Source organism: Caballeronia sp. dw_19 (assembly GCF_018449515.1).
GTDB lineage: Bacteria > Pseudomonadota > Gammaproteobacteria > Burkholderiales > Burkholderiaceae > Caballeronia.
Map to the genome: position 1 here is coordinate 23,900 of NZ_JAAVUQ010000035.1, position 22,870 is coordinate 46,769.

The 22,870-nt window shown below is 62.0% G+C and carries 19 protein-coding genes and 1 pseudogene; 9 read left to right on the forward strand and 11 right to left on the reverse strand.

Annotated elements, in window-relative coordinates:
• The 5 genes from frc (at window position 1) to HB376_RS31975 (ending at window position 5,518) form a co-directional block, all read left to right on the forward strand.
• Complete coding sequence (frc, locus tag HB376_RS31955) at window positions 1-1,251, forward strand: formyl-CoA transferase (RefSeq protein WP_213767668.1); 1,251 nt, start codon at window positions 1-3, stop codon at window positions 1,249-1,251.
• Between the two features lie 94 nt (window positions 1,252-1,345).
• The gene (gene oxc / locus HB376_RS31960; RefSeq protein WP_213767669.1) at window positions 1,346-3,058 is read left to right on the forward strand and encodes an oxalyl-CoA decarboxylase; all 1,713 of its coding nucleotides are present in this window, start codon (window positions 1,346-1,348) and stop codon (window positions 3,056-3,058) included.
• A 113-nt stretch (window positions 3,059-3,171) separates the two neighbouring features.
• The gene (yfdE, locus tag HB376_RS31965; protein ID WP_213767670.1) at window positions 3,172-4,347 is read left to right on the forward strand and encodes a CoA:oxalate CoA-transferase; all 1,176 of its coding nucleotides are present in this window, start codon (window positions 3,172-3,174) and stop codon (window positions 4,345-4,347) included.
• 151 nt (window positions 4,348-4,498) lie between these two features.
• Window positions 4,499-5,206: a DUF1275 family protein gene (locus HB376_RS31970; RefSeq protein WP_213767671.1), complete on the forward strand. Its 708-nt coding sequence runs from the start codon at window positions 4,499-4,501 to the stop codon at window positions 5,204-5,206.
• 72 nt (window positions 5,207-5,278) lie between these two features.
• Window positions 5,279-5,518, forward strand: a complete 240-nt coding sequence (locus HB376_RS31975) for a DUF3562 domain-containing protein (protein WP_213767699.1) — start codon at window positions 5,279-5,281, stop codon at window positions 5,516-5,518.
• Here the strand turns inward: HB376_RS31975 and HB376_RS31980 are convergent.
• Window positions 5,500-6,222: an IS6 family transposase gene (locus tag HB376_RS31980; RefSeq protein WP_213767672.1), complete on the reverse strand. Its 723-nt coding sequence runs from the start codon at window positions 6,220-6,222 to the stop codon at window positions 5,500-5,502. The two genes, HB376_RS31975 and HB376_RS31980, sit on opposite strands and share 19 nt — an antisense overlap.
• A 147-nt stretch (window positions 6,223-6,369) precedes the next feature.
• On the opposite strand from HB376_RS31980, the gene HB376_RS31985 reads away from it, so the two are divergent.
• The 3 genes and pseudogenes from HB376_RS31985 to HB376_RS31995 all read left to right on the forward strand — a co-directional run bounded on the left by HB376_RS31985 (window position 6,370) and on the right by HB376_RS31995 (window position 8,829).
• Window positions 6,370-6,969, forward strand: a complete 600-nt coding sequence (locus tag HB376_RS31985) for a transposase (protein ID WP_213767673.1) — start codon at window positions 6,370-6,372, stop codon at window positions 6,967-6,969.
• 72 nt (window positions 6,970-7,041) lie between these two features.
• A pseudogene (locus HB376_RS31990) lies at window positions 7,042-7,230 on the forward strand (DDE-type integrase/transposase/recombinase); the annotation flags it as partial.
• A gap of 390 nt (window positions 7,231-7,620) precedes the next feature.
• Entirely contained in the window at window positions 7,621-8,829 is a 1,209-nt protein-coding gene (locus HB376_RS31995) for an MFS transporter (RefSeq protein WP_213767674.1), read from the forward strand.
• Between the two features lie 249 nt (window positions 8,830-9,078).
• Here HB376_RS31995 and gabD read toward each other — a convergent pair whose 3' ends face one another.
• The 10 genes from gabD to HB376_RS32045 all read right to left on the reverse strand — a co-directional run bounded on the left by gabD (window position 9,079) and on the right by HB376_RS32045 (window position 21,524).
• On the reverse strand, window positions 9,079-10,560 hold the full coding sequence (gabD, locus tag HB376_RS32000) for an NADP-dependent succinate-semialdehyde dehydrogenase (RefSeq protein ID WP_213767675.1): 1,482 nt from the start codon (window positions 10,558-10,560) through the stop codon (window positions 9,079-9,081).
• A gap of 68 nt (window positions 10,561-10,628) precedes the next feature.
• Window positions 10,629-11,390: a glucose 1-dehydrogenase gene (locus HB376_RS32005; protein ID WP_213767676.1), complete on the reverse strand. Its 762-nt coding sequence runs from the start codon at window positions 11,388-11,390 to the stop codon at window positions 10,629-10,631.
• A 50-nt stretch (window positions 11,391-11,440) separates the two neighbouring features.
• Window positions 11,441-12,889 (reverse strand): NAD-dependent succinate-semialdehyde dehydrogenase, encoded by a 1,449-nt coding sequence (locus HB376_RS32010; RefSeq protein ID WP_213767677.1) that lies wholly within the window; start codon window positions 12,887-12,889, stop codon window positions 11,441-11,443.
• 33 nt (window positions 12,890-12,922) lie between these two features.
• Window positions 12,923-14,284 carry an MFS transporter gene (locus HB376_RS32015; protein WP_213767678.1) on the reverse strand — a complete coding sequence of 454 codons (1,362 nt, stop codon included), beginning with the start codon at window positions 14,282-14,284 and terminating at the stop codon, window positions 12,923-12,925.
• A gap of 54 nt (window positions 14,285-14,338) precedes the next feature.
• Window positions 14,339-15,517: an acetyl-CoA C-acyltransferase gene (locus tag HB376_RS32020; protein ID WP_213767679.1), complete on the reverse strand. Its 1,179-nt coding sequence runs from the start codon at window positions 15,515-15,517 to the stop codon at window positions 14,339-14,341.
• On the reverse strand, window positions 15,517-17,643 hold the full coding sequence (locus HB376_RS32025) for a 3-hydroxyacyl-CoA dehydrogenase NAD-binding domain-containing protein (RefSeq protein WP_213767680.1): 2,127 nt from the start codon (window positions 17,641-17,643) through the stop codon (window positions 15,517-15,519). The genes HB376_RS32020 and HB376_RS32025 overlap by 1 nt, the downstream gene beginning before the upstream one ends.
• A 39-nt stretch (window positions 17,644-17,682) precedes the next feature.
• Window positions 17,683-18,492, reverse strand: a complete 810-nt coding sequence (locus tag HB376_RS32030; protein WP_213767700.1) for a crotonase/enoyl-CoA hydratase family protein — start codon at window positions 18,490-18,492, stop codon at window positions 17,683-17,685.
• 5 nt (window positions 18,493-18,497) lie between these two features.
• Window positions 18,498-19,346, reverse strand: a complete 849-nt coding sequence (locus tag HB376_RS32035) for an enoyl-CoA hydratase-related protein (protein WP_213767681.1) — start codon at window positions 19,344-19,346, stop codon at window positions 18,498-18,500.
• Complete coding sequence (locus HB376_RS32040) at window positions 19,336-20,562, reverse strand: CoA transferase (RefSeq protein WP_213767682.1); 1,227 nt, start codon at window positions 20,560-20,562, stop codon at window positions 19,336-19,338. Before HB376_RS32040 ends, HB376_RS32035 begins: the two co-directional genes overlap by 11 nt.
• Window positions 20,563-20,723: 161 nt before the next feature.
• Complete coding sequence (locus HB376_RS32045; RefSeq protein ID WP_213767683.1) at window positions 20,724-21,524, reverse strand: IclR family transcriptional regulator; 801 nt, start codon at window positions 21,522-21,524, stop codon at window positions 20,724-20,726.
• 169 nt (window positions 21,525-21,693) lie between these two features.
• On the opposite strand from HB376_RS32045, the gene HB376_RS32050 reads away from it, so the two are divergent.
• Window positions 21,694-22,860 (forward strand): iron-containing alcohol dehydrogenase, encoded by a 1,167-nt coding sequence (locus tag HB376_RS32050; protein WP_213767684.1) that lies wholly within the window; start codon window positions 21,694-21,696, stop codon window positions 22,858-22,860.
• Window positions 22,861-22,870 lie beyond the last annotated feature (10 nt).

The following is a 22,870-nucleotide window of genomic DNA, read 5'->3' on the forward strand; positions in this document are numbered from 1 at the left end:
ATGAGCTTACCTCTTGCGGGAATCAAAGTTATCGACTTCACGGGCGTACAGGCGGGTCCTGCCTGCACGCAATTACTGGCGTGGTTCGGAGCGGAGGTGCTGAAGGTCGAGCGGCCGGGAGTGGGCGATGTCACGCGCCGTCAACTCCGTGACATTCCCGATGTGGATGCCCTTTATTTCACGATGCTCAACAGCAACAAGAAGTCGCTGGAATTGAATACCAAGACGCCGGAAGGCAAGGAGATCATGGAGAAGCTCATTCGGGAAGCCGATGTGCTGGTCGAAAATTTCGGGCCCGGCGCGATGGACCGGATGGGGTTCACCTGGGAACATATCCAGGAACTCAACCCGAAGATCATCTTCGGCTCGGTCAAGGGTTTCAGCGACAACTCCCCGTATGCGGACATCAAGGTGTATGAGAATGTCGCGCAATGCGCCGGAGGGGCCGCCTCGACCACCGGCTTTTGGGACGGCCCGCCTACCATCAGCGCGGCGGCCTTAGGCGACAGCAATACCGGCATGCATCTGGCAATCGGCATCCTGACGGCCCTGATCGGGCGTCAGAAAACGGGCAAGGGCCAAAAGGTCGCGGTCTCGATGCAGGACGCCGTGCTGAACCTGTGCCGCGTCAAGCTGCGCGACCAGCAGCGATTGGAGCGCGTCGGCTTCCTGGAGGAATATCCGCAGTATCCCAACGGCACGTTCAGCGATGTGGTGCCTCGCGGGGGCAATGCCGGCGGCGGCGGTCAGCCGGGCTGGGTGCTCAAGTGCAAGGGTTGGGAGTCGGATCCGAACGCGTACATCTATTTCACTATCCAGGAGCAGGACTGGGGCCCAACCTGCCAGGCGCTCGGCAAGCCGGAATGGGCCGAGGATCCCGCCTACGCGACGGCGCACGCGCGCCAGCCGCACATCTTCGATATCTTCGCCGACATCGAAAAGTGGCTGGCTGACAAGACCAAGTTCGAGGCGGTGGAGATTCTGCGCAAGTTTGGGGTTCCCTGCGCCCCTGTGCTCAGCATGAAGGACATCGCCTACGATCCGGCGTTGCGTTCGAGCGGCACCGTGGTCGAAGTCAAGCAGAAAATCCGCGGCACCTATCTCACCGTCGGAAGCCCGATCAAGTTCTCGGACTTCACCCCGGAGATCACCGGGTCTCCATTGCTCGGCGAGCATACGGACGAAGTGCTCGCGGGCCTCGGGTATAGCCCGGTCCAGATCGCTAGGATGCGTGAGGCGAAGGTCGTCTGACGGCGCCGTGTCATTGCCGTGAGGACCGAGCCGGACATGGCTTCGCGGTCAAACGAATTCTACGCAATCCAGTCATTGCGAAAGGTTTTTCACGATGGTTATCGAAGCGCAATCTCCACCTGCGACCGACGGGTTTCATCTCGTGGTCGACGCCCTCAAGCTCAACGGAATCGACACTATCTATGGCGTCGTGGGCATTCCCATCACCGACCTGGCCCGCCTCGCTCAGGCGGAAGGCATCAGGTACATCGGCTTCCGGCATGAGCAGTCGGCCGGAAACGCAGCTGCGATCTCGGGCTACCTGACGCAGAAACCGGGGATCTGCCTGACCGTTTCCGCCCCAGGTTTCCTCAACGGCATGGTGGCGCTCGCCAACGCGACCACGAACGGTTTTCCGATGATCCAGATCAGCGGATCGAGCAACCGGGCGATTGTCGATCTGCAGCAGGGCGACTACGAGGAACTCGATCAGATGAATGCCGCCAAGCCTTACGTCAAGGCGGCCTTCAGGGTGAACAAGCCCGAAGATATCGGCATCGGCGTGGCGCGGGCCATCCGCGCGGCCATATCGGGCCGTCCTGGCGGCGTCTATCTTGACTTGCCTGCGGATGTGCTCGGCGCCTCGCTCGACGCGGACACGGCTGCGCAATCGCTGATCCGCGTGGTCGATCCGGCGCCCCGGCAGATCCCGGCACCCGATTCCATTGCGCGCGCGCTCGACCTGCTCGCGAACGCACAGCACCCGCTCGTCATTCTCGGCAAGGGCGCTGCCTACGCGCAGGCTGACGACGATATCCGGTCGTTCCTCGAGACAACCGGTATTCCCTTTCTGCCGATGTCTATGGCGAAGGGGCTCCTGCGCGACGACCATCCCCAGTGCGCGGCCGCGGCGCGATCGTTCGTGCTTGCCCAGGCCGACGTCGTGATGCTGATCGGCGCACGGCTCAATTGGCTGCTTGCCCACGGAAAAGGACCACAATGGTCACCCACCGTGCGCTACATCCAACTGGACATCTGTCCCACGGAAATAGATAGCAATCGTCCCGTTGCCGCGCCTGTCATCGGCGACATCGGCTCTGCCATGTCGGCGTTGCTGGCAGCGCTCAAGCCGGGGCAGGTTTGCGCCAGCCCCGCATGGCGCGGCGCGATCGCCGAACATAAGCAGCACAATGCCGAGCGCATGGCGGCGCACCTCGACGCCAATCCAAGCCCGATGGACTTCTACAACTCGTTTCGGGCGATTCGCGACGTGCTCGCGAAAAGGCCGGATGTCTTCGTCGTCAATGAAGGAGCCAACACGCTCGACTTCGGCCGCAACATCATCGATATGCACGAGCCGCGCAAGCGTCTCGACTCCGGGACATGGGGTGTGATGGGAATCGGCATGGGGTACGCCATCGGCGCCGCGATCGTCAGCGGCAAGCCCATTGTTGCCATCGAAGGCGACAGTGCCATAGGTTTCAGCGGCATGGAACTCGAAACCATTTGCCGGTACCAGTTGCCGATCGTCGTCGTGGTCTTCAATAACGGCGGGGTCTACCGGGGCGACGATGTCAATCGCAGCGGCCAATCGGACCCCGGGCCGACCGTCCTCATGAAGGATGCGCACTACGAAAGGCTCATCGAAGCATTCGGCGGAGCCGGCCACTACGTCAAGGATCCACAGAGCCTTTCCAAGGCGCTGACCGATGCTCTCGAGTCAGGAAAGCCGGCACTTATCAACTGTGTGATCGACCCTAAAACCGGGACCGAAAGCGGTCATCTCAAAAGTCTGAACCCGCAAAGCGCTGTCGGCGGCAGGAAGTAAGGCGAACGATGCACGAGCGCCGCGATGCACTTTTTCCACGCAGGTCGCAGATACGCAGGTTGCCGGCATGAAGCCATGCGAACCCGCATCACTATTCATAGAGGTAGTCTGCAATGTCATCCACCCAAGTCGAAAGAGTTGCTGGTCCGTTTTCGGGCCTGCTCGTGATCGATATGACCCATGTTCTCAACGGTCCTTTTGGCACGACGATCCTGAGTGATCTCGGCGCGCGCGTCATCAAGATCGAGCAACCGGGTCACGGTGACGACACCCGTACCTATGGACCCTTTGTAAAGGACCAGTCTCTCTATTTCAGTTTCGTGAATCGCGGGAAAGAAAGTGTTGTGCTCGATCTTAAAGCCGAGGGCGACCGGGAGATTTTCCTGAACATGGTCCGGCAGGCCGACGTGCTGGCCGAGAACTTTCGGCCCGGCACGATGAAGCATCTGGGCTTCTCCTACGAAGAACTCTCGGCGATCAATCCGCGGTTGATCTATGCATCGTCCTCGGGTTTTGGACAGACCGGCCCGCTTGCGACTTTCCCGGCCTATGACACGATCATCCAGGCGATGAGCGGCATCATGGACGAGACCGGCTTTGCCGACGGTCCTCCCACTCGCGTCGGGACCTCCCTGTCGGATCTTTGCGGCGGCGTGTTCATGTTCAGCGGCATTGCGAGCGCGCTCTATGCACGGGAGAAAAGCGGCAAGGGCGCGCATGTCGACGTGGCCATGTTCGACGCCACGCTGGCCTTCCTCGAACACGGATTCATGGCGTACGTCGCCACCGGCCATGCACCGACGAGGATCGGCAATCGGCATCCGTACATGGCGCCGTTCGATGTCTTCGAAGCATCGGACAAGCACTTCGTCATCTGCTGCGGGAACGATCATCTGTTCGGCCGGCTGTGCAGCGCCATTGGCCGTCCGGAACTTGCCTCCGACGCCCGCTTCATAGCGAATCAGGATCGGATGGAGCATCAAGCCGTGCTGAAGGAGGAATTGCAGGTCACGCTGAAGAAGCAGGCGGCGCAATATTGGTTGAAGGTCATCCACGAAGCAGGCGTGCCCGTTGCTCCGCTTCTGAACGTGGCCGAGGCGGCCGAACTTCCCCAGACGGCGGCCCGCAACATGCTGATCGAAGCGGGCGGGGTCCGGATGCCCGGCAATCCGGTCAAGATCAGCGGCTACGAGGATCCGAAAACGAGGGTGGGCGCGCCCACCCTCGATCAACACGGCAAAGCCGTGCGAGCCGAGTTCGCCTCGCGTATTCCCGTGGCACAGAACTAGGCGCCGGTGGGCGCCGCGAGCGAATGGCGCGCAGGGCGCGTGTCCTTGTCATTCGCCACTGGAGCCACGCCGCGTTCCTTTACGTTTACGTAAGCCGACTTACCGACCGCGAATCGGGCTCTCCCGGGACACGGAAAGCATTGGACATTCTATGCACGCGACGATTCAACCCCCGGCAGATCTGCCACTCGCCGTCTCGCTTCGACGTGTCGTGGTGCTTGCCGCCGTGGCTGGCTATGTGGAAGTCATCGGATTCATGGATGTCGGGGGAATCTATCCCGGCATCATGACGGGCAATACGGTTCAGCTCGGCATGACCTTTGCCAAAGCCCAGTGGGCCCGGTTTGGCCTCATCGCTTTCGCGGTCGGGCTGTTCTTCGTCGGCGGAATCATTTCCAGCCTGATCAAGAGGCACCTGCGGCGTCCCCCGCTCGAGTTGCTCGTGATGGCGGGGATCTTGTTCGTCGCCAGCGTCGTGCGCTTGCACGCGTCGGTGCGCATTCCTGTCGAGTTGCCTTTATTGGCGCTGGCGATGGCGATGCAGGGCGAGACGATCGCCACGTTCGGAGGGGTATCGCTGCAAACCATCGTCGTGACCAACAACATGGTGAAGTTCTCAGACGCACTGGTTGGCCGTTATCTGCTAGGACCCGCGGGACAGCAGTCGCTCAAGGTGCCCGAGCTTAAGGAAGTCCTGATGCCGGGACTGGCCTGGCTTAGTTACAGCGTTGGTGCGGGCGCGGGCGCTACAGCGGCCGCCTGGCTTCAACTACCCTTGCTGGTGCCGGCTGTGATGCTGGTATTTATCGTCGCAGACCTGCTGTTCACGAGGCGCGCGGCCGTTGGCATGGCACGTTGAAGCGCGCATGGCAGAGTCCTACGGACTTCGAGACAGACACGGGCCCTTACAGCCAGAGAGACGAGGAAACCCATACCATGCGCGGACGTCGGCTTCATCCATTCAATCGCTATCAAAACGCAAACACCGCAGGGTACGGTATCAAGGATGTACGGGACGACATTGGCGGAGATAGGAGAGGGCGCCAAGGTGCTCGACTATATCGCCCTGCTTGCGGCGAAGAGAGTGCGTCGAGAACGGTTCTGTCGCGATAAGGTCATCTTGATGAGCAGAGCCGAAATGACAAGGACTGCTCACCTAACCATAGAATAGAACTGCTCGGCGGCGGACGGATGGGTTCCAATCTCGGTTTTCATCTGCCCCTTCCTGATCATATGCATTACTTCGATGCCGGACAGGATGATGCGGGCGCAACGAAAATCCTTGAAGCCCAACATCGGTCGGGTGATGCGTTTGATGGCTCGATGGTCTTGCTCGACCACGTTATTCAGGTACTTGACTTGACGGATCGTGATTGGTGTCTCCCGCTCGGCATTCACCGCGTGCAGCGCGGCCAGATTAGAGCCGCTTTTGTCGATGGTTATCGTCTCGGGTACACCGTTCTGAGCGATCGATTTTTCAAAAAAGCGCCGTGCTGCCACCTTGTCTCGCTTGGCTCTGAACAGGAAATCAATGGTTTTGCCCGCCTTGTCCACCGCCCGATAGAGGTACTTCCACTGGCCTTTGACTTTGATATACGTTTCGTCCATCCGCCAGCTCTTGCCTACCGGCTGCTTGTACTTACGGAACATCTTCTCGAACAGCGGCACCAACTTGATCACCCAGCGATGCACAGTGGAATGATCAACCTCAATACCGCGCTCGGCCATCATTTCTTCGAGGTTACGCAAACTCAGTGAGTAGGCGACGTACCACCGCACGCACTGCACCATCACATCGAGCGGATAGTGAAGGCGCTTTAGCACTCGGGCGATGCCCACAGCAAGCGTCTTTCGCGGGGTTTTGGTCTTCTTCATTGGTCAGCCAAAGCATACTGTCAGACTCGAATACTACCTCTCCCGCCTTAACGCGACAAAACCCACCTGTTCGCCCTGACCCAAGCGGTTGAGCTATTTGATGCTTATTCCAAAGCGCTACAGCGCTGAGACGTCCAACTGGAGAGCATGCTTAAGGCGTTGAGCCGGAGCGAAGCTGAACCCGGGCCGTCCAAGCGCCGCGTCGGCAAGGCTAAAAATGCCCCTAAGTTTGATGCACGCACCTATCTCTTCCGCATCTGCGGCGTTGACCTGACCGCGATTGACGGCATCGACGTCACGACCGCACTCAAGGTAGTCGCCGAGATCGGCCCAGATCTGTCGCGCTTTCGGAACGCCAAGCACTTCGCCTCATGGCTGGGCTTGTCTCCTGGCACCAAGATCTCCGGAGGCAAGCGCCTGTCAGGGGCCACCAAGGGCAACGCTAATCGCGCTGCTCAAGCTCTGAAACTGGCTGCCGCTGCACTCCGCCCCAGTCAGTCGGCTCTGGGCGCCTACTATCGCCGAATGTGCGGGCGGTTGGACAAGGGCAAGGCCGTGACAGCGGTCGCACACAAGCTCGCCCGCCTGGTCTACGCCATGCTGACCAAAGGCACTGCCTATGTCGATCAGGGGCAGGCCTACTACGAAGAACGCTACCAGCAGCGCGTGATCTACCACCTCAGGAGAAAAGCCGCAGCCATGGGTCTCGAACTCGTCCCAATCCAGGCACAAGGACAATCCGCTTGAAAAACAACCAATCAAATCATGTGCTTAAAATGGTTTCTTGAGAGGGGGCAGCAGCACAGCAATGCGCTGCTGCTACCCGACCAAGACCATCGAGCCATCAAACGCATCACCCGACCGATGTTGGGCTTCAAGGATTTTCGTTGCGCCCGCATCATCCTGTCCGGCATCGAAGTAATGCATATGATCAGGAAGGGGCAGATGAAAACCGAGATTGGAACCCATCCGTCCGCCGCCGAGCAGTTCTATTCTATGGTTAGGTGAGCAGTCCTTGTCATTTCGGCTCTGCTCATCAAGATGACCTTATCGCGACAGAACCCGTCGCCACACCCCGCATGCCCGATAGACGTGGCCGCCCGCAGCAAGCGCGATCAGCTGTTCGCAGTCGCCAGCACTGAGCTGATTCGCGAGCCACGGTACCGACCGCCAGAGCCTCCGCGATCGTGTGCGCCGGAACGCCCCGTCCCAGGTTGAACACGAAGACCATGCCTGGACCGCTTACCGGCCCAGTATGTCAGCACGAAGACATAGCAAAAACGACTCGTTACCCGCGCGTTCCTCCCTGTATGAGAAGCGCCGATTTCCGCGCGTCTGCAGAAAAGCCGCAGATTGCCCATAATCGCTGTCTGTCCCCGACATTCGTTGGAAAGTCCGATGAAAACAAGCTCTGACGGATCGCGATCGCCCAGCGCGTTCCTCGCGGTCTCCCTCGCGTTCGTGATCAACATGATGGGCACGACGCTGCCGACGGCGATCTATCGCTATTACCAGTTGCAATACGGCTTTACCGCCACGGTCATCACTGTAATCTACGCGTGCTACGCAGCCGGTGTGCTCGGCGCGCTGCTGGTCGTCGGCAACTGGTCCGATCAGCTCGGCCGCCGGCGCATGCTGCTGGTGGGACTCTGCATGTCCGCTGCGTCCGCCATTACGTTCCTCTTGAGCCACGGTCTCGCAGGATTGATGCTGGGACGGCTGCTGTCCGGCATCTCGGCTGGCATTTTCACGGGCACCGCCACCGTCGCGGTGATCGAGCTGGCGCCACCAGCGTGGCGTCGCCATGCGACCCTCGCGGCCACCGCGTCCAACATGCTAGGGCTCGGCTGTGGGCCGTTGTTAAGCGGCGTGCTCGTCGAACTGCTACCGTGGCCTATGCAGCTGCCTTATGCGGTCCACCTGCTGCTGGTCGCCGCGGCCATGGTCGCGGTATGGAGCGCACCGGAAACGGCGCAGAGGCCCGCACGCATCGCGCTCGGGCTACAACGAATCTCGTTGCCCGCCGAAGTGCGTGGCGTGTTCGTGCCGGCCGCGATGGCGGGGTTTGCAGGTTTTGTCGTCGTGGGCTTCTTCGCGGCAGTGGCGCCGCAACTGATCCGCGTCGTGCTGGGCTACAAGAGCGGCATCGTGATCGGTGCGATCGTTTTCTTGCTGTTCGCCTGCTCGGCGCTCGGGCAGACATTGCAGGCAAGCATCCCCGCGCCGCGGCGGCAGCTTGCGGGTTGTATGGGACTGGTTGCGGGCCTGCTCGGCGTCGCGTTGTGCGTGCCGGAGCGCTCGCTGGGCGTGCTCCTGACCGGCACAGCACTGGCCGGGATCGGACAGGGAATCAGCTTTCGCGCGGCACTAGGCGACATCGCAGCGAAAAGTCCGCCGCACCGGCGCGCAGAGGTAACGTCGAGCTTTTTCGTGGTGCTCTATGTTGCGATTTCGCTGCCGGTGATCGGCCTTGGCCTCGTCGTTCAGCTCGCGGGCGTCGAACGTGCCACATTGATCTTTGCCGCCCTGACGATCGTGCTCGTCCTCGTCGCGCTGCTGTTGCTGCGTAGCCAGGATGCGCACATCAGAACTGCGAACTCCGCCTGAGATTCAAACGTAAGCGTCAGCCGGTGCGAGCTCAATCGGCGACACGGCCTCGTCCAGCACTGTGACACTGTTCGGCCGGTGCTGCATTCTGATGTGTGACTTCGTCCATATGCACGCCGACCAGATTCATCTTTTCGATGCCGTCGCCCTGCTCTTCCGACACGGCTCGCTGACCGCGTCAATCGCATCGTTGACGCGGCGGATCGCGAAGAACATGCGGCACGTCTATCAGCACGACTACGTGCTGCATCAAGTGATTCCACCCATGCAAAGATATTTCAGTTCAAGATAATCATCGATCCCATACTTCGACCCTTCGCGTCCGAGCCCACTTTCCTTCACACCACCAAACGGTGCGACCTCTGTCGAAATCAACCCTTCATTGATGCCGACGATTCCGTACTCGAGCGCCTCCGCGACGCGCCAGACGCGCCCGATGTCGCGGCCATAGAAGTACGACGCGAGGCCAAATTGTGTGTCGTTCGCAAGTTCGATCGCTTCCGACTCCGTCTTGAAGCGAAACACCAGCGCTACCGGGCCGAAGGTCTCCTCGTCGAAAATCTGCATGTCTCGCGTCGCGTTGGCGAGCACGGTTGGCTCGTAGAAGTTACCTCCGAGTGCATGCCGTGTACCACCGACGACCGCACTCGCGCCTTTCGCGAGCGCATCGGCGACGTGCTCCTCGACCTTCGCAACCGCATGGCTGTCAATCAGCGGTCCAACTGTCGTGCCGCTTTCGAGACCGTTGCCGACGGCAAGCTTGCGAACCGCCACGGCGAGCTTGTCGACAAACACCTCGTACACGCCATCCTGCACGAGCAGGCGGTTCGCACACACGCAGGTCTGGCCGGCGTTGCGGTATTTCGATGCAATCGCGCCTTGAACCGCAGCGTCGAGATCTGCGTCGTCGAACACGATGAACGGCGCATTTCCACCGAGTTCCATCGACGCCTTCTTGATCGTCGCTGCGCATTGCGATAGCAGTTCCCGGCCCACTTCGGTCGAGCCGGTAAACGACAGCTTCCGGACAACTGGATTGCCGGTCAGCTCACCGCCGATCTCGCGCGCCGAGCCCGTGACGCAGGACACAACGCCTTTCGGGATCCCGGCGCGCTCGGCCAGCACGCACAGCGCGAGTGCCGAGAATGGCGTCTGGCTCGCCGGCTTCAGCACGATCGTGCATCCGGCCGCAAGCGCCGGACCGATCTTGCGTGTAAGCATCGCCGCTGGAAAATTCCATGGCGTAATCGCCGCGCAGACGCCGATTGGCTGCTTGATCACAACGATCCGCTTGTCCGGTGCGTGAGCCGGGATCGTGTCGCCATAGACGCGCTTCGCCTCTTCGGCAAACCATTCGAGAAACGATGCGGCATAGCCGATCTCGCCACGGCTCTCTGCGAGCGGCTTGCCCTGCTCAACCGTCATGATCTTCGCGAGATCGTCCTGATGTTCGATCATCAGCTCGTACCAGCGGCGCAACAACGCCGCGCGCTCCTTGCCTGTCTTCGCCCGCCACGCGGGCAGCGCGTGCGCCGCGGCGCCGATGGCGCGGCGCGTCTCTGCGGCCCCCATCTTTGGGACGGTGCCCAGGCTCGCGCCGGTCGCAGGATCAACCACGTCGATCGTCGCGCCGCTATCGGCATCGAGCCATTCGCCGTCGATCAGGCAACGGTGGCGAAAGAGTTGCGGATCGTTCAGTTGACCCGCCGGCCAGGGTTTGAAATGCGACATGAAAACTCCAGTTCCAGAATGAAACAATCGTGAGACGCGAGGCCACCGGAATGGCACCGACACGTCAATCACGACAACGATCGGCCGCCATCAATCGTGATCACCTGCCCGGTCATGAAGCCCGGCGCATCGGTGGCAACCCACGTTATCGCGTCGGCGATCTCACCCGGATCGCCGAGCCGTCCCAGCGGAATCTGGGGCAGATAGCGAGCCATCGCCTCGTCCCACGTCTCGCCTGGGCGCAAGAACTTCTCGAACATCGGCGTCTTCAGCGATCCGGGCGCGATCGAGTTGACGAGAATCCCGTCGCCCGCAAGTTCAAGCGAGAGCGTCTGCGTAAGCGAGATCGCCGCCGCTTTTGCCGCGCAATACGCGCTCATGCCTGGCCGCGCGCGGATGCCGGATACCGAGGTGACATTGACAATCCGTCCGGACCGCTGCCGCCGCATCAACGGCGTCACCGCCGCGCACAGGTTCGCGATGCCCGCGACGTTGACGTCCATGATTCTCGTCCACATCGCCGCATCGACGTCCTCGAAGGGCAGGTTCGTCTGCGGCAACCCTGCGTTGTTGACGAGTACATCGACACGGCCGCAGCGTGCCTCGATGTCGGCCACCGCCTTGCCGACTGCGTCCCGAGCGCGCACGTCCACCGCCCACGACGCCGCCGTCTCGCCGCCCGGGTCGAGATTCGCTGCCTGTGCCTTCGCTGCCTGCGCATCGATATCAAGCACCATCACCACAAAGCCGCGCCGGTGCAAACGCGCCGCCGTCTCCGCACCGACGCCGCTGCCCGCGCCAGTCACAATTGCTACCTTGCTACTGCTCATAGCCTGCTGACTCCCTTATCCGATGTTCTTCAATATGTTTCATGCCGCCATCATGCTGAGCGCAGCGGCGGATGCTGGAGGATCGCCTTGCGCCGCATGTAGGCTTCGAGCCCCTCGATACCGGACTCGTAGCCATGTCCCGACGCCTTGATCCCACCGAACGGCGTCTCGGTGCGCGACAGCACGACCGTGTTCACGCCAACCATCCCCGCTTCGAGCGCGTCGCTGACCATCGTTGCGCGTTCAAGCGATTCTGTGAACACAAACGAACCAAGCCCGTACGTCGTGTCGTTGGCGCGGCGGATCACGTCGTCGGTGTCCGAGAAGCGCGCGACCGGCACGATCGGGCCGAATACCTCGTCCGTCATGATCTTCGCGTCATCCGGCACATCTGAAATCACGGTCGGCGCAAAGAAATAGCCATCTCCGGCTGGCCGGCTGCCCACGTCGTGAACCGTCGCGCCGCGCGCACGCGCGTCGTCGACAAACCCACCCATTACGTCGAGACGGCGGCGGTTCGCAAGCGCGCCCATCTGTGTAGTAGGTTCGACACCGGGACCCACGCACAGCGCCGCCGCGAACGCGGCGACACGCTCAACGAAACGGTCAACCACGCGCTCGTGCACATAGAAGCGGCTTGGCACGTTGCAGACCTGGCCCGAGTTGCGAAACTTCGCTATCGCACATGCCTGCGCCACAGCGTCAACATCGACGTCGTCGAACACGATCACGGGTGCGTTGCCGCCCAGCTCCATCGTCGTCACCAGGTCATGATCGACGGCGAGATGGCCCAGCGCGCGGCCCACACCGATCGATCCGGTGAGAGACACCTTGCGGATCACGGGGCTCTTCAGCAATCGCTCGGAAATCTGCGCGGGAATGCCGAGCACGAGGTTCGCCACCCCGGGCGGCAAACCCGCCTCTTCGAGGCATTCAAACACTGCAACCGCAGTCGCGGGCGTTTCTTCCGAAGCCTTGATGACGATCGTGCAGCCCGCCGCAAGCGCGCCACCGACCTTCCGCGCAACCGTCGTCGCCGGGAAATTCCACGGCGTGAACGCGGCAACCGGGCCGATCGGCTCGGCAACCACCATCAGTCGCGTACCAGGCGCTCCCGGCACGATCCGGCCATACGCACGGCGGCCCTCCTCTGCATACCAATCGAGAATATCCGCGCTGACCGCGATCTCCGCCCGGGATTCGGCAAGTGGCTTTCCCTGCTCCAGGCTCAGGATCGGCGCCGCTGTGTCGACACGTGCGCGCAGCAGCTCGGCCGCACGGCGCAGAATGCGGTAGCGCTCCTGCGGCGCGGTGTGGCGCCACGGCGTCGCGCTGCGACCCGCGGCGGCGAGTGCCGCGTCGATATCGGCCTCGCCCGCATGCGCGAATTCGGTGAGCGGTCGCGCAGTCGCGGGGTCAACGACCGTCTCCGCTGTCGTGCCGCTGCCCCGGCGCCACGCACCATCGATGAATTGTCTGATTTCCGGAAAAGTTTGCATCACTTCTTCTACTCCATGAAAAGTGGCGGGCCATCACACCATCGGCAACGGCCGCCTGGCCGTTTCGCGCAGTGTCAATGCCGTTCCCAACGAGATGGCAGCCGCGACCAGCAACATCCACGCGGGCGCCTTTGCGTCGCCCGTCGCCGCGATCAGCCATGTCGCGAGATACGGTGCTGTACCACCCGCGAGAATCGACGCGAGGTTGTAACCGAGATTGAATCCGCTTGCACGCACGCGTGCCGGGAATTGTTCACAGTAAGTTGACAGGATCACACTCATGTACAGCGCCTCGAGCTGGCCGAGCACAATCTGGGCAAGGACTGCCGCCGCGACAGAATGCGACATCACGAGAAATGCAGGATAGGCAAGCACAAGGTCAGCCGCGCAGACCGCAATCAGTAAGGGCCGGCGGCCCACTCGATCCGACATTCTCCCCCAGAAAGGAATGACGAACATCGCAAGGATCAGCGTTGCAGTGGTCGACCACGCGGCGGCTGTACCCGACATCACGTTCTGCCTCTGGAAATACGTCGACATATAGGTGAACGTCAAGTAGTACGACATGAATGATGCCAGCGATAGTCCGCAGACAGTCAGCACGCCGCGCGGATTCGAGCGTAGCGCCTCCAGCGCCGGCGCACGCGCGACAGAACCGGTCTGTTCGAGACGCTCGAACTGTTGCGATTCCTCCATTCTCCAGCGCAACACGAGCGTGATCAGGCCGAGCGGCAACGACACGAGGAACGGAATGCGCCAGCCCCAGGCAAGGAGCGCGTCATGCGACATGCTCACATGTAACACTGCCACACTCGCCGATCCGAGCATGGTGCCGATCATTGTGCCGAGGTTCATCGTGCTGGTCAGCCGGCCGCGCTGCCCGTCCGGCGCGACCTCCGCAACATAGGATGCGGCGCTGCCGAGTTCACCTCCCGCTGAAAGTCCCTGAACACAGCGCAGCAGGAACAGCAGCACCGGCGCGGCAATGCCAACCGTCGCGTAGGACGGCAGCAGGCCGATCGCCGTGCTCGCGAACGCCATCCCGGCAACCGACAGCGTCAGTGCCGGCCGTCGCCCGTAACGGTCGCTGAGGTGGCCGATCAGGATGCCGCCGAGCGGCCTCAGCACGAACGACGCACCGAATACACCCAGCGTATAAAGTAGCGCGGCAGTCGGGTTGTCCGACGCAAAGAAAACGTTGGCGATCACCGTCGCGAGAAACGCATAGACGCTGAAATCGAAATACTCCACGATCGTGCCGAAGGCACCAGCCGAAATAATGCGGCGAATGCGCCGTGCCGCCTCACGGTCGTCATGATCGCTGTGCTCCTCGCCCGCAACCGAGGCGAGCACTGCGGCAACTGGAATGCCACCAGCCTGCTTAATATCACTCACTGCTGTCTCCTGTCTGTTCGTATTTGTATGCCATCAAGGCGCGCGGCTATCTGTTCAAAGCACCTCGAACAGTCCGGCTGCCCCCATCCCACCGCCGACGCACATCGACACAACGACGTAGCGAACCCCTCTGCGTCGCCCTTCGATCAGCGCATGGCCCGCGAGCCGGGCTCCGGACATTCCGTACGGGTGGCCAAGTGCAATTGCGCCGCCGTTGACGTTCAATAGCTCATCCGGGATACCAAGCCGTTCGCGGCAGTGGATCACCTGAACCGCGAAGGCTTCGTTGATTTCCCAAAGCCCGATGTCATCCACCGTCAGACCATGACGCGCCAGCAACTTCGGAATTGCGTAAATTGGCCCGACACCCATTTCGTCCGGCTCGCAGCCCGCCACCGCAAAGCCGCGGAAAAGGCCAAGGGGCGCGAGGTTGCGCTGCTGCGCCGTGCGCGCATCCATGAGCACGCATGCCGATGCGCCGTCCGACAACTGGCTCGCGTTACCCGCGGTGATGCAACCGCCCTCCAGCACCGGTTTCAGCCGGGCAAGACCGTCTGGCGTCGACAGCCGGATGCCCTCATCGGCTTTGAGCAGGTGACGCTCGATCGACGTCGTGCCGGTCTCCTTGTCGGTGACGCGGCGCTCGACTTCGATCGGCACGATTTCGGCCGCGTAGCGTCCGTTGGCCTGCGCCTCGAACGCACGCTGCTGGCTGCGAGCGCCAAACTCATCCTGGCGCTCGCGTGAGATGCCGTAGCGCTTCGCGACGACCTCGCCCGTGTCGATCATCGTCAGGTAGATCGATGGCTGATGACTGACCAGCCAAGGGTCCTGCTCCATGAAGTGATTCATGTGCTCGTTTTGCACGCAGGAAATCGTGTCGAGTCCGCCGGCCACGACAATCTCCGCCTCACCGCACATGATTGCTCGCGCGCCCATCGCGATCGTCTGAAGACCGGACGAGCAGAGCCGGTTCACGGTCACGCCTGGCACGCTCACCGGCAACCCCGCGCGCAACGCAATCTGGCGTGCCACATTTTCCCCCGCTGCCCCTTCAGGACGGCCGCAGCCCATCAATACGTCTTCAATCTCGCCCGCCTCGATGCCCGCGCGCTGGACCGCATGGCGGACCGCATGAGCGCCCAACGTAGGACCATGCGTCGCATTCAGCGAACCGCGATAAGCCTTGCCGATCGGCGTACGCGCAGTTGATACGACAACGACTTCGTTCATCACACCGTCTCCTTGCTGATTTCGCCTGCGCTCACACCGGCGCGACTGAACGCGGATAACTTGTGGCCCCGGGCCGCCAGTTCGAGGAGCAATGCCGGCGGTTGCCAGAACGCGGGTTCTTCGTGGTTGGCGTACACATGCAGGTTCGCGACAACTGCATGAAGCCCGAGTGCGTCGGCGTTGAACAGTGGACCGCCCCGATGACGAGGAAACCCATAGCCATTCAGGAAGACGGCATCCACGTCGGAGCCGCGTTGCGCAATGCCTTCTTGCAACAGGCGCGTACCTTCGACGATCAATGCGTGGGTGCACCGCTGGATGATTTCGTCGTCAGTGAATGTGCGCGGTGCGACCCCGGCCTCGGCGCGCGCCTGCGAAATCAATTCGTTCACTTCCCGGTCCGGCATACCGCCGCGCTGTCCCGCCTCGTAACGATAGATGCCGCTTCCGCCCTTCAAGCCGAGCCGGCCGCTCTCGCTCACACGGTCGAGCCACGCGGGCCAGCGCAATTGCGGACGTTCATGCATCTGGCGCTGCCGGATCAAATAACCGACGTCGAGACCGGCGAGATCGGCCACGTGAAATGGTCCCATCGCAAAACCCCATTGCTCCAGCGCCGAATCGACCTGCTGCGGCGCCGCGCCGAGTTCGACGATACGCGCCGCCTGACGCAGATACTCATGCCACATCCGGTTGCCGATGAAGCCGTCGCAAACGCCCGACACGACGCCCACCTTGCCGAGCCGCTTTGCGAGCGCAAGCGCGCTCACGAGGACATCAGGCGCAGTGACAGTGCCGCGGACGATTTCAAGCAGTCGCATCACCGGCGCCGGACTGAAGAAGTGCAGACCGACAACGTCGCGGGGCCGCTCTGTAAATTGCGCAATCGCATTCACATCGAGCGTCGACGTATTGGTCGCAAGGATTGCACCGGGACGCATGACGGCGTCGAGGTGCGTGAAGACCTGACGTTTCACGTCCAGATCCTCGAAGACCGCTTCGATCACAAGGCCCGCTTCAGCGAGCGAATCGACTTGCGAGACCGGCGTAACCAGTCCGGCGCGGCGCTCCGCCTCGGCCGCCGACAGGCGACCCTTCTGCGCCTGCTGCGCATAATGCAAACGGATCGACGCGATGCCCTTTTCAAGTGACTCCGGCTTCGCGTCGAAGAGCCGCACGGCGACACCCGAATTTGCGAAACATGTGGCAATACCTGCGCCCATCGTGCCTGCACCGACAATGGCTACTTCATCCACTGTTCGCGCAGCCACGTCCTGTGCGGCGCGCTCGTCGAGCGAAGCGGCGCGCTTTTCAGCGAAAAACGCATAGCGCAGCGCTTCGGACTCAGGCCTCGCCACCAGTTCCTCGAACAGCGTGCGTTCGATTTGCATACCTTCGTCAAACGGCATGGCACCTGCCGCATCGATACAGCGATTGATCGTTTCAACCGGCAGTGCGTAAGCGTTCTCGCGAGCGGCTTTTCTCGACGCGCCAGCATCTCGATCGACCGGCAGAGGTCGATCGCAGGTCCGCGGCAACGGCGCACCCGATTCGATCCATCCCGAGAGCAGCTTCACGGCTCCCTCAATCAGGTCGCCCTCCACGATCGCGTCGACGATGCCCATGCGCTGCGCGGCATCGGCACGCAGCGGGCGGCCAGCGACGATGAACTCCCGCGCCACCATGCGGCCGACCAGCCGGGGCAGACGTTGTGTACCGCCGGCGCCTGGCATCAGACCAAGTGTGATTTCGGGCAAACCAAGGCTAGCGCGTGCGGATGCAACCCGCGCATGACAACCCAGTGCGAGTTCCATGCCCCCGCCAAGCGCAAAGCCGTCGATCGCCGCGACAACCGGCACGCGTGCCTGCTCGATGCGCGCAATCAGATCGTTCAGCGACGGAAACGCGGTACTGGGCGCCGTGCCGAATTCGGCGATGTCGGCGCCCGCAGAAAACGCGCGCGCGCCGCTGCCCGCCAACACGATACCGCGCACGTCCGGGTTATCGAGCCCGGCACCAATACGTTCGTACAATTCGCTGCGAAGCGCGAAACCGAGTGCATTCACTGGTGGGCTGTCGAGCAGGATGACCGCGATGCCGCGGCGTATGTCCAACGATGACGTCATTGATGAGATTCCGATTCCGTGGAGAAACGTGCGCGTCGCTCAGCCGATGCGTGCGACGATGCCCGCGACACGATCGCGGTGATCAGCGGTCGCATGCGCGAGCGCCTGGAACGCGGCCGACATTTCGAGGACCGTCTCAAGCCGTGCATTCGCCGACTCACGCATCAGGCGCTTCGCCATGCGCAGCACGTGCGAGGGATTCGCGGCAATGCGCTCCGCCACGGCAAATGCTTGTTCAAGCAGGTCATCGTGTGGCACGACCTTCGATACGAGCCCGTACTGGAGCGCTGTCGTCGCATCTATCGTGTCGCCGGTGAATGTCATCTCGGCGGCCCGGGCCGGGCCGATCACGCGCTGCAACAGCCACGCGCCGCCGTCGCCCGGGATGATGCCCACCTTCACGAAGCTTTCGGCAAACGTCGCCCGCTCGCTCGCGATCCGGAAATCGCACATGCACGCGAGATCGAGACCCGCACCGATAGCCGGCCCATTGACCGCCGCGATCAGTGGGACCTCGAATTTGTAGAGCGCCATCGTCACGCGATGGATGCCTTCCTGATACCGGTACCGGTCTTCAACCGGCTCGATCGACCGATCCTGAGCGCGCGTGTGCATCAGCTTCACGTCGCCACCGGCGCTGAACGCCTTGCCCGCCCCAGTCAAAATCGCCGCGCGGATCTCGCGATTGCGATGCACCTGTCCGAACACCGCTTCGATGTCGGAGAAGTCGTCCTCGCTGCTCATCGCATTGCGCGTATCGGGCGCGTTCAGCGTGATCAACGCGATGCCATCTTTCGCAGTGCAGGTAACGAATGGCTGACGCTCGCCTTGCGCGGATTGTCGGGGAATGTCACTCACGATGGGTCTCCTGTCTGGCCTGTGAGGCGCGCGAAGCGCGGCAGGCGTTTTTCCGTGAAAGCGGCTCGGCCTTCGGCAAAATCGGCGCCAGTACGTGCGCCTTGCAATGCCCGGTCGCTCGACGCGATTGCGCCCAGCAGCGTTTCGTCCGAAGCTGCACTCAGCTGTGCCTTGATCGTCGCCATGGATTGCGGTGCACAGCGCTCGACTAGCAAGCGCAGATAGCCGGCGACGTGCGTGTCGAAGGAGGCCTCGTCGGCGAGCTGGTCGACGAGGCCGAGACGCAGCGCCTCGGAGGCATCCACGACTCGGCCCGAGAGCAGCAGGTCCCGGCTGGCTCCAGCACCGATCATCCGTGGCAGCCACCATGCGATGCCGTATTCGGCGACGAGCCCCACGCGGCTGTAGGTAAAACCAAGCTTCGCATTCGCGGCCGCAATACGGACGTCGCAAAATGCGGCAAGCACGAGACCAACGCCAATCGCGGCACCGTTGATCGCCGCAACGATTGGCTTGCGCGATACGCTCAGATAGCCGAAGCGGAATTCGTTGAGCGTCTTCGGTTCGGATGCGTACGGAATCGCGCCGTTGGCAACGGGGCTCGTCCCAAGATCAGCACCAGAACAGAATCCCTTGCCTTCTCCGGTGATACAGATCACGAGACAATCTGGATCAGCGTCGGCTGTCTGCACAAACACGCGCAATGCGGCATCCATCTCGGGTGTCATCGCGTTCAGCCGATCAGGACGGTTCAGCGCAATCCAGGCAATGCCGTCTGCGAGCCGATACGTTGCATGGGCCGATTCGTCGCGCACATCCGGACTGTGGGCAGCCTTAATCGCCATGGCGCTTCCTTGCTTTGCGCACGACGCCACTCTGTTCCAGTGCCTCGATATCGGACGGCGTGAACCTTACTTCCGCGAGAATCTCGCTCGCATGCTGGTTGTATTCGGGTGGGGCCGCATAGACGTTGCCCGGCGTACGCGACAGCTTCACCGGAATGCCGGTGCTGCGATACTCGCCGAGTTGTACGACCATCTTGCGGTGCAGCGTATGCGGGTGGGTCAGCACACGATCGACGCTCTGCACCGGGCCGCCGCCGACACCAACGTCCATCAGCTTGTGCGCCAGTTCTTCGCCGTCGAACTCCTTCAGCCGTGCCTGAATCGCTTCGGCCAGCACCGCCCTGTTCTCGACGCGTGCCGCGTTACTGCGAAAGCGCGGATCGGTTGCCAGCTCGGGCGCCCCGATCACCGTGCAGAATTTCTCGTACTGGCGATCGTTGCCCACGGTGACGAGCATCGGCGCACCCTTGGTCTCGAACAGACTGTATGGCGAGATGCTGGGATGATCGTTGCCTGTGAGCCCCGGCACCTTGCCGGACATGAACCAGTTCGGGGCGTGCGGATGCAGCAGGCTCACGCCCGTGTCGTAGAGGGTGAGATCGACATGCTGCCCCTTGCCCGAGCGCTCCCGCTCGAACAGCGACATCGAAATGCCGATCACGGCGTTCGCACCGGTCATCATGTCGATGATCGGCACGCCGACCCGCAACGGACCGCTTTCCTTCGAACCGTTAATCGACACCAGACCCGTCCACGCCTGCGCCATCAGGTCATAACCAGGATAGCCGCCGAACGGACCGTCCTTGCCGAATCCGGTTACGCTCGCATAGACCAGTCTCGGAAACCGCTCCGCGAGCTGCTCGTAACTGAGGCCCCACTTTTCCATTGTGCCCGGCTTGAAGTTCTCGATCAGCACGTCAGCTGTTTCGAGCAGACGCAGCAGCACTTCACGCCCTTCTTGACGCGATAGATCGAGCGACAGCGCGCGCTTGTTACGATTGACGTTCAGGAAGTAAGCGGATGCATCGCCCTGGAACGGGGGGCCCCACTCGCGCGTTTCATCGCCCTGCGGCGGCTCGACCTTGATGACGTCGGCGCCGTGGTCGGCCAGTATCTGCCCGGCGAGCGGGCCGCCCAGCACACGCGACACATCAATGACACGGATTCCCTTCAGTGCGCCAGCCGCCTGGCCGGCTGCAGCAGATGAACTGCTCATCAGTCTGTCTCCATAATGACCTTGTTGCGTGCGCCGCACTGCATGCGGCGCCTGTATCTACAAGGCCATTATGGTCGTGGCTGTAACGTATTTCGACGTTCCAATTCCATGCAATGGAACTGGAACGTCATTGCCGGGCCTTTCCGACACCGCTACCCGATTTACCGTCCCATCAGCGCGCGGGCACCTCCACCAAATTCCGCCCTCACACGCTGTACGAGATCCAGCAGCAGCGGAACAAGCGTCGTGTCGGCCTTGCGACGGGTAAAGTCCCCCGTCGCGTAGCTGATGTTGAACACGTACGGTGGTAGCTCAGGCAAGCCGAGCGGCGACGCAATCGACGTAATACCCGCCTGCCACGACACTGCACAATAGCCGCCCAGGCGCGCCTCCTCGAGTGACTGCTCGATCCCGGCCGAAACCTGAGGCCAGTCGTCCTGATGACGCGAGTGCAGCTGTGCTGCCAACCTGTTACGCGCGCTGGCCGAAAGCGTTGAGAGATACGCACGACCCAGCGACGTCAACTCGATGGGCACGCGTGAGCCGCTCGCCACGTGGCGGAACAGCTCGCGCCGGTTTCGCCGCACCGACTCCAGATAAACCATATCCGTCTGGTCGGCAACCGCGAGGCCGACGTTGATCCGATGATCTTCGGCGGTCTCGCGCATGACCGGCAGCGCGAAGTCAAGCACGTCCGAATCCAGCCGCAATGCATGAGCGAGGCTGAGCACCGGCGCGCCAAGCCGGTAGCTTCCGGTTGCGACCTCGTAGTCAAGAAAACCGCTTTCGGCAAGCGTCTGCGTCAGCCGGCTGACCGTCGAACGCGCCAGCCCCGTGCGTTCGGCAAGCTCGGCGTTACCGAGGCGGCCTACGCCGGGGCGAAACGCCCGAAGGATCGTCAACGCACGCTCGACCGAGCGATTTGACGGAGATATGCGTTCGTGGATCGGATGCGTAGGCATGGTAGGACTCAATGCGTCGACGAGGACAGTTGTGTCTTTGAGAAGGGAGAACGCTCCAATTCTACAGAGTGGAATTGCGCTATGTCGAAATCGCATTCTTTTGATGACAATCGTGGGACTGAACAATCTGCGGACGTCGCGGTACGTGATCGCTTTCGCGAGGAGACATATGAACCCCTTCCAATTCCATTCGCCGGCCGCCCTCATCGTCGAAGCCGGTTCAGCGGCACGTATGGGCGAGATTGTGCGCTCGGCCCGAAGCCTGCGCACTTCGCTGCGGTCGCTCTTCATCGTATCGGATGCCGGCGTCCAACGCGCGGGGCTGCTGGACGACGCTCTCCTCGATCTACGCCGCACCGGCGTCGCAATAACGCTCTTCACCGATGTGGAAGCCGATCCATCGGCCCATACGGTCGAGGCCGCTGCGCGCGCTGCACGTGAAGCAAACGCCGATGCGATACTTGGTCTCGGCGGGGGTAGCCCGATGGACGTTGCCAAGCTCGTCGCACTTCTTGCGGGCGGCAACGAGGCACTCGACACGGTATACGGCGTCGGTATTGCCAAAGGTCCACGTCTCCCACTCGTGCTGGTTCCTACCACCTCAGGCACCGGCTCGGAAGCCACTCCGGTCGCGATCGTCACTACGGGCGCAGGCCAGAAGAAAGGCGTGGTATCGCCACTTCTGATTCCCGACTGCGCCGTACTAGACGCGAAGCTAACACTCGGACTCCCGCGCCCTGCCACCGCTGCCACGGGCATCGATGCGATGGTTCACGCGATCGAAGCCTACACGAGCCGGAGACTAAAGAATCCGCTGTCCGACTGTCTCGCGCGCGACGCGCTGCGCCTCCTATCCGCCAACATTGAGCGCGCGTGCGAAGTAGGCAGCGACCTCGCAGCGCGCGAAGCGATGTTGCTTGGCGCGTCGCTCGCTGGCCTCGCGTTCGCCAATGCACCGGTCGCCGCTGTCCATGCGTTGGCTTATCCGGTTGGCGCCCGCTTTCATGTACCGCATGGGTTGTCGAATTCGCTCGTACTGCCAGCGGTGATGCGCTTCAATCTTCCCGAAGCAGTTGCCCCCTATTCGGAACTTGCATCGATCGTCCTTCCCCGTGCCACGGGTTCTGATGCGTTCCGGGCACAGAGGTTGATCGACTGGCTGACTGCCCTCCCAGACTCGCTCGGCCTGCCAACCCATCTGGCTGAAGTCGGCATAGCTGCAAATGATCTGCAATCGCTCGCGTCCGATGCAATGCAACAGACCAGACTTCTCGTCAACAATCCACGTGAAGTCTCGTACCAGGATGCCCTAGACCTGTATGCGGAGGTGCTGTGAGCGCGCGACC

Bases quoted from the DNA above. Each gene is read 5' to 3' on its own strand.
- HB376_RS32040 (WP_213767682.1), bottom strand. From the start codon at position 20,562: ATGAGCAGTTCATCTGCTGCAGCCGGCCAGGCGGCTGGCGCACTGAAG.
- HB376_RS31970 (WP_213767671.1), top strand. From the start codon at position 4,499: ATGCACGCGACGATTCAACCCCCGGCAGATCTGCCACTCGCCGTCTCG.
- HB376_RS32050 (WP_213767684.1), top strand. From the start codon at position 21,694: ATGAACCCCTTCCAATTCCATTCGCCGGCCGCCCTCATCGTCGAAGCC.
- HB376_RS32020 (WP_213767679.1), bottom strand. From the start codon at position 15,517: ATGAACGAAGTCGTTGTCGTATCAACTGCGCGTACGCCGATCGGCAAG.
- gabD (WP_213767675.1), bottom strand. From the start codon at position 10,560: ATGTCGCATTTCAAACCCTGGCCGGCGGGTCAACTGAACGATCCGCAA.
- HB376_RS32025 (WP_213767680.1), bottom strand. From the start codon at position 17,643: ATGACGTCATCGTTGGACATACGCCGCGGCATCGCGGTCATCCTGCTC.
- frc (WP_213767668.1), top strand. From the start codon at position 1: ATGAGCTTACCTCTTGCGGGAATCAAAGTTATCGACTTCACGGGCGTA.
- HB376_RS31980 (WP_213767672.1), bottom strand. From the start codon at position 6,222: ATGAAGAAGACCAAAACCCCGCGAAAGACGCTTGCTGTGGGCATCGCC.
- HB376_RS32045 (WP_213767683.1), bottom strand. From the start codon at position 21,524: ATGCCTACGCATCCGATCCACGAACGCATATCTCCGTCAAATCGCTCG.
- HB376_RS32035 (WP_213767681.1), bottom strand. From the start codon at position 19,346: ATGGCGATTAAGGCTGCCCACAGTCCGGATGTGCGCGACGAATCGGCC.
- yfdE (WP_213767670.1), top strand. From the start codon at position 3,172: ATGTCATCCACCCAAGTCGAAAGAGTTGCTGGTCCGTTTTCGGGCCTG.
- HB376_RS32005 (WP_213767676.1), bottom strand. From the start codon at position 11,390: ATGAGCAGTAGCAAGGTAGCAATTGTGACTGGCGCGGGCAGCGGCGTC.
- HB376_RS32010 (WP_213767677.1), bottom strand. From the start codon at position 12,889: ATGCAAACTTTTCCGGAAATCAGACAATTCATCGATGGTGCGTGGCGC.
- oxc (WP_213767669.1), top strand. From the start codon at position 1,346: ATGGTTATCGAAGCGCAATCTCCACCTGCGACCGACGGGTTTCATCTC.
- HB376_RS31995 (WP_213767674.1), top strand. From the start codon at position 7,621: ATGAAAACAAGCTCTGACGGATCGCGATCGCCCAGCGCGTTCCTCGCG.
- HB376_RS31985 (WP_213767673.1), top strand. From the start codon at position 6,370: ATGCTTAAGGCGTTGAGCCGGAGCGAAGCTGAACCCGGGCCGTCCAAG.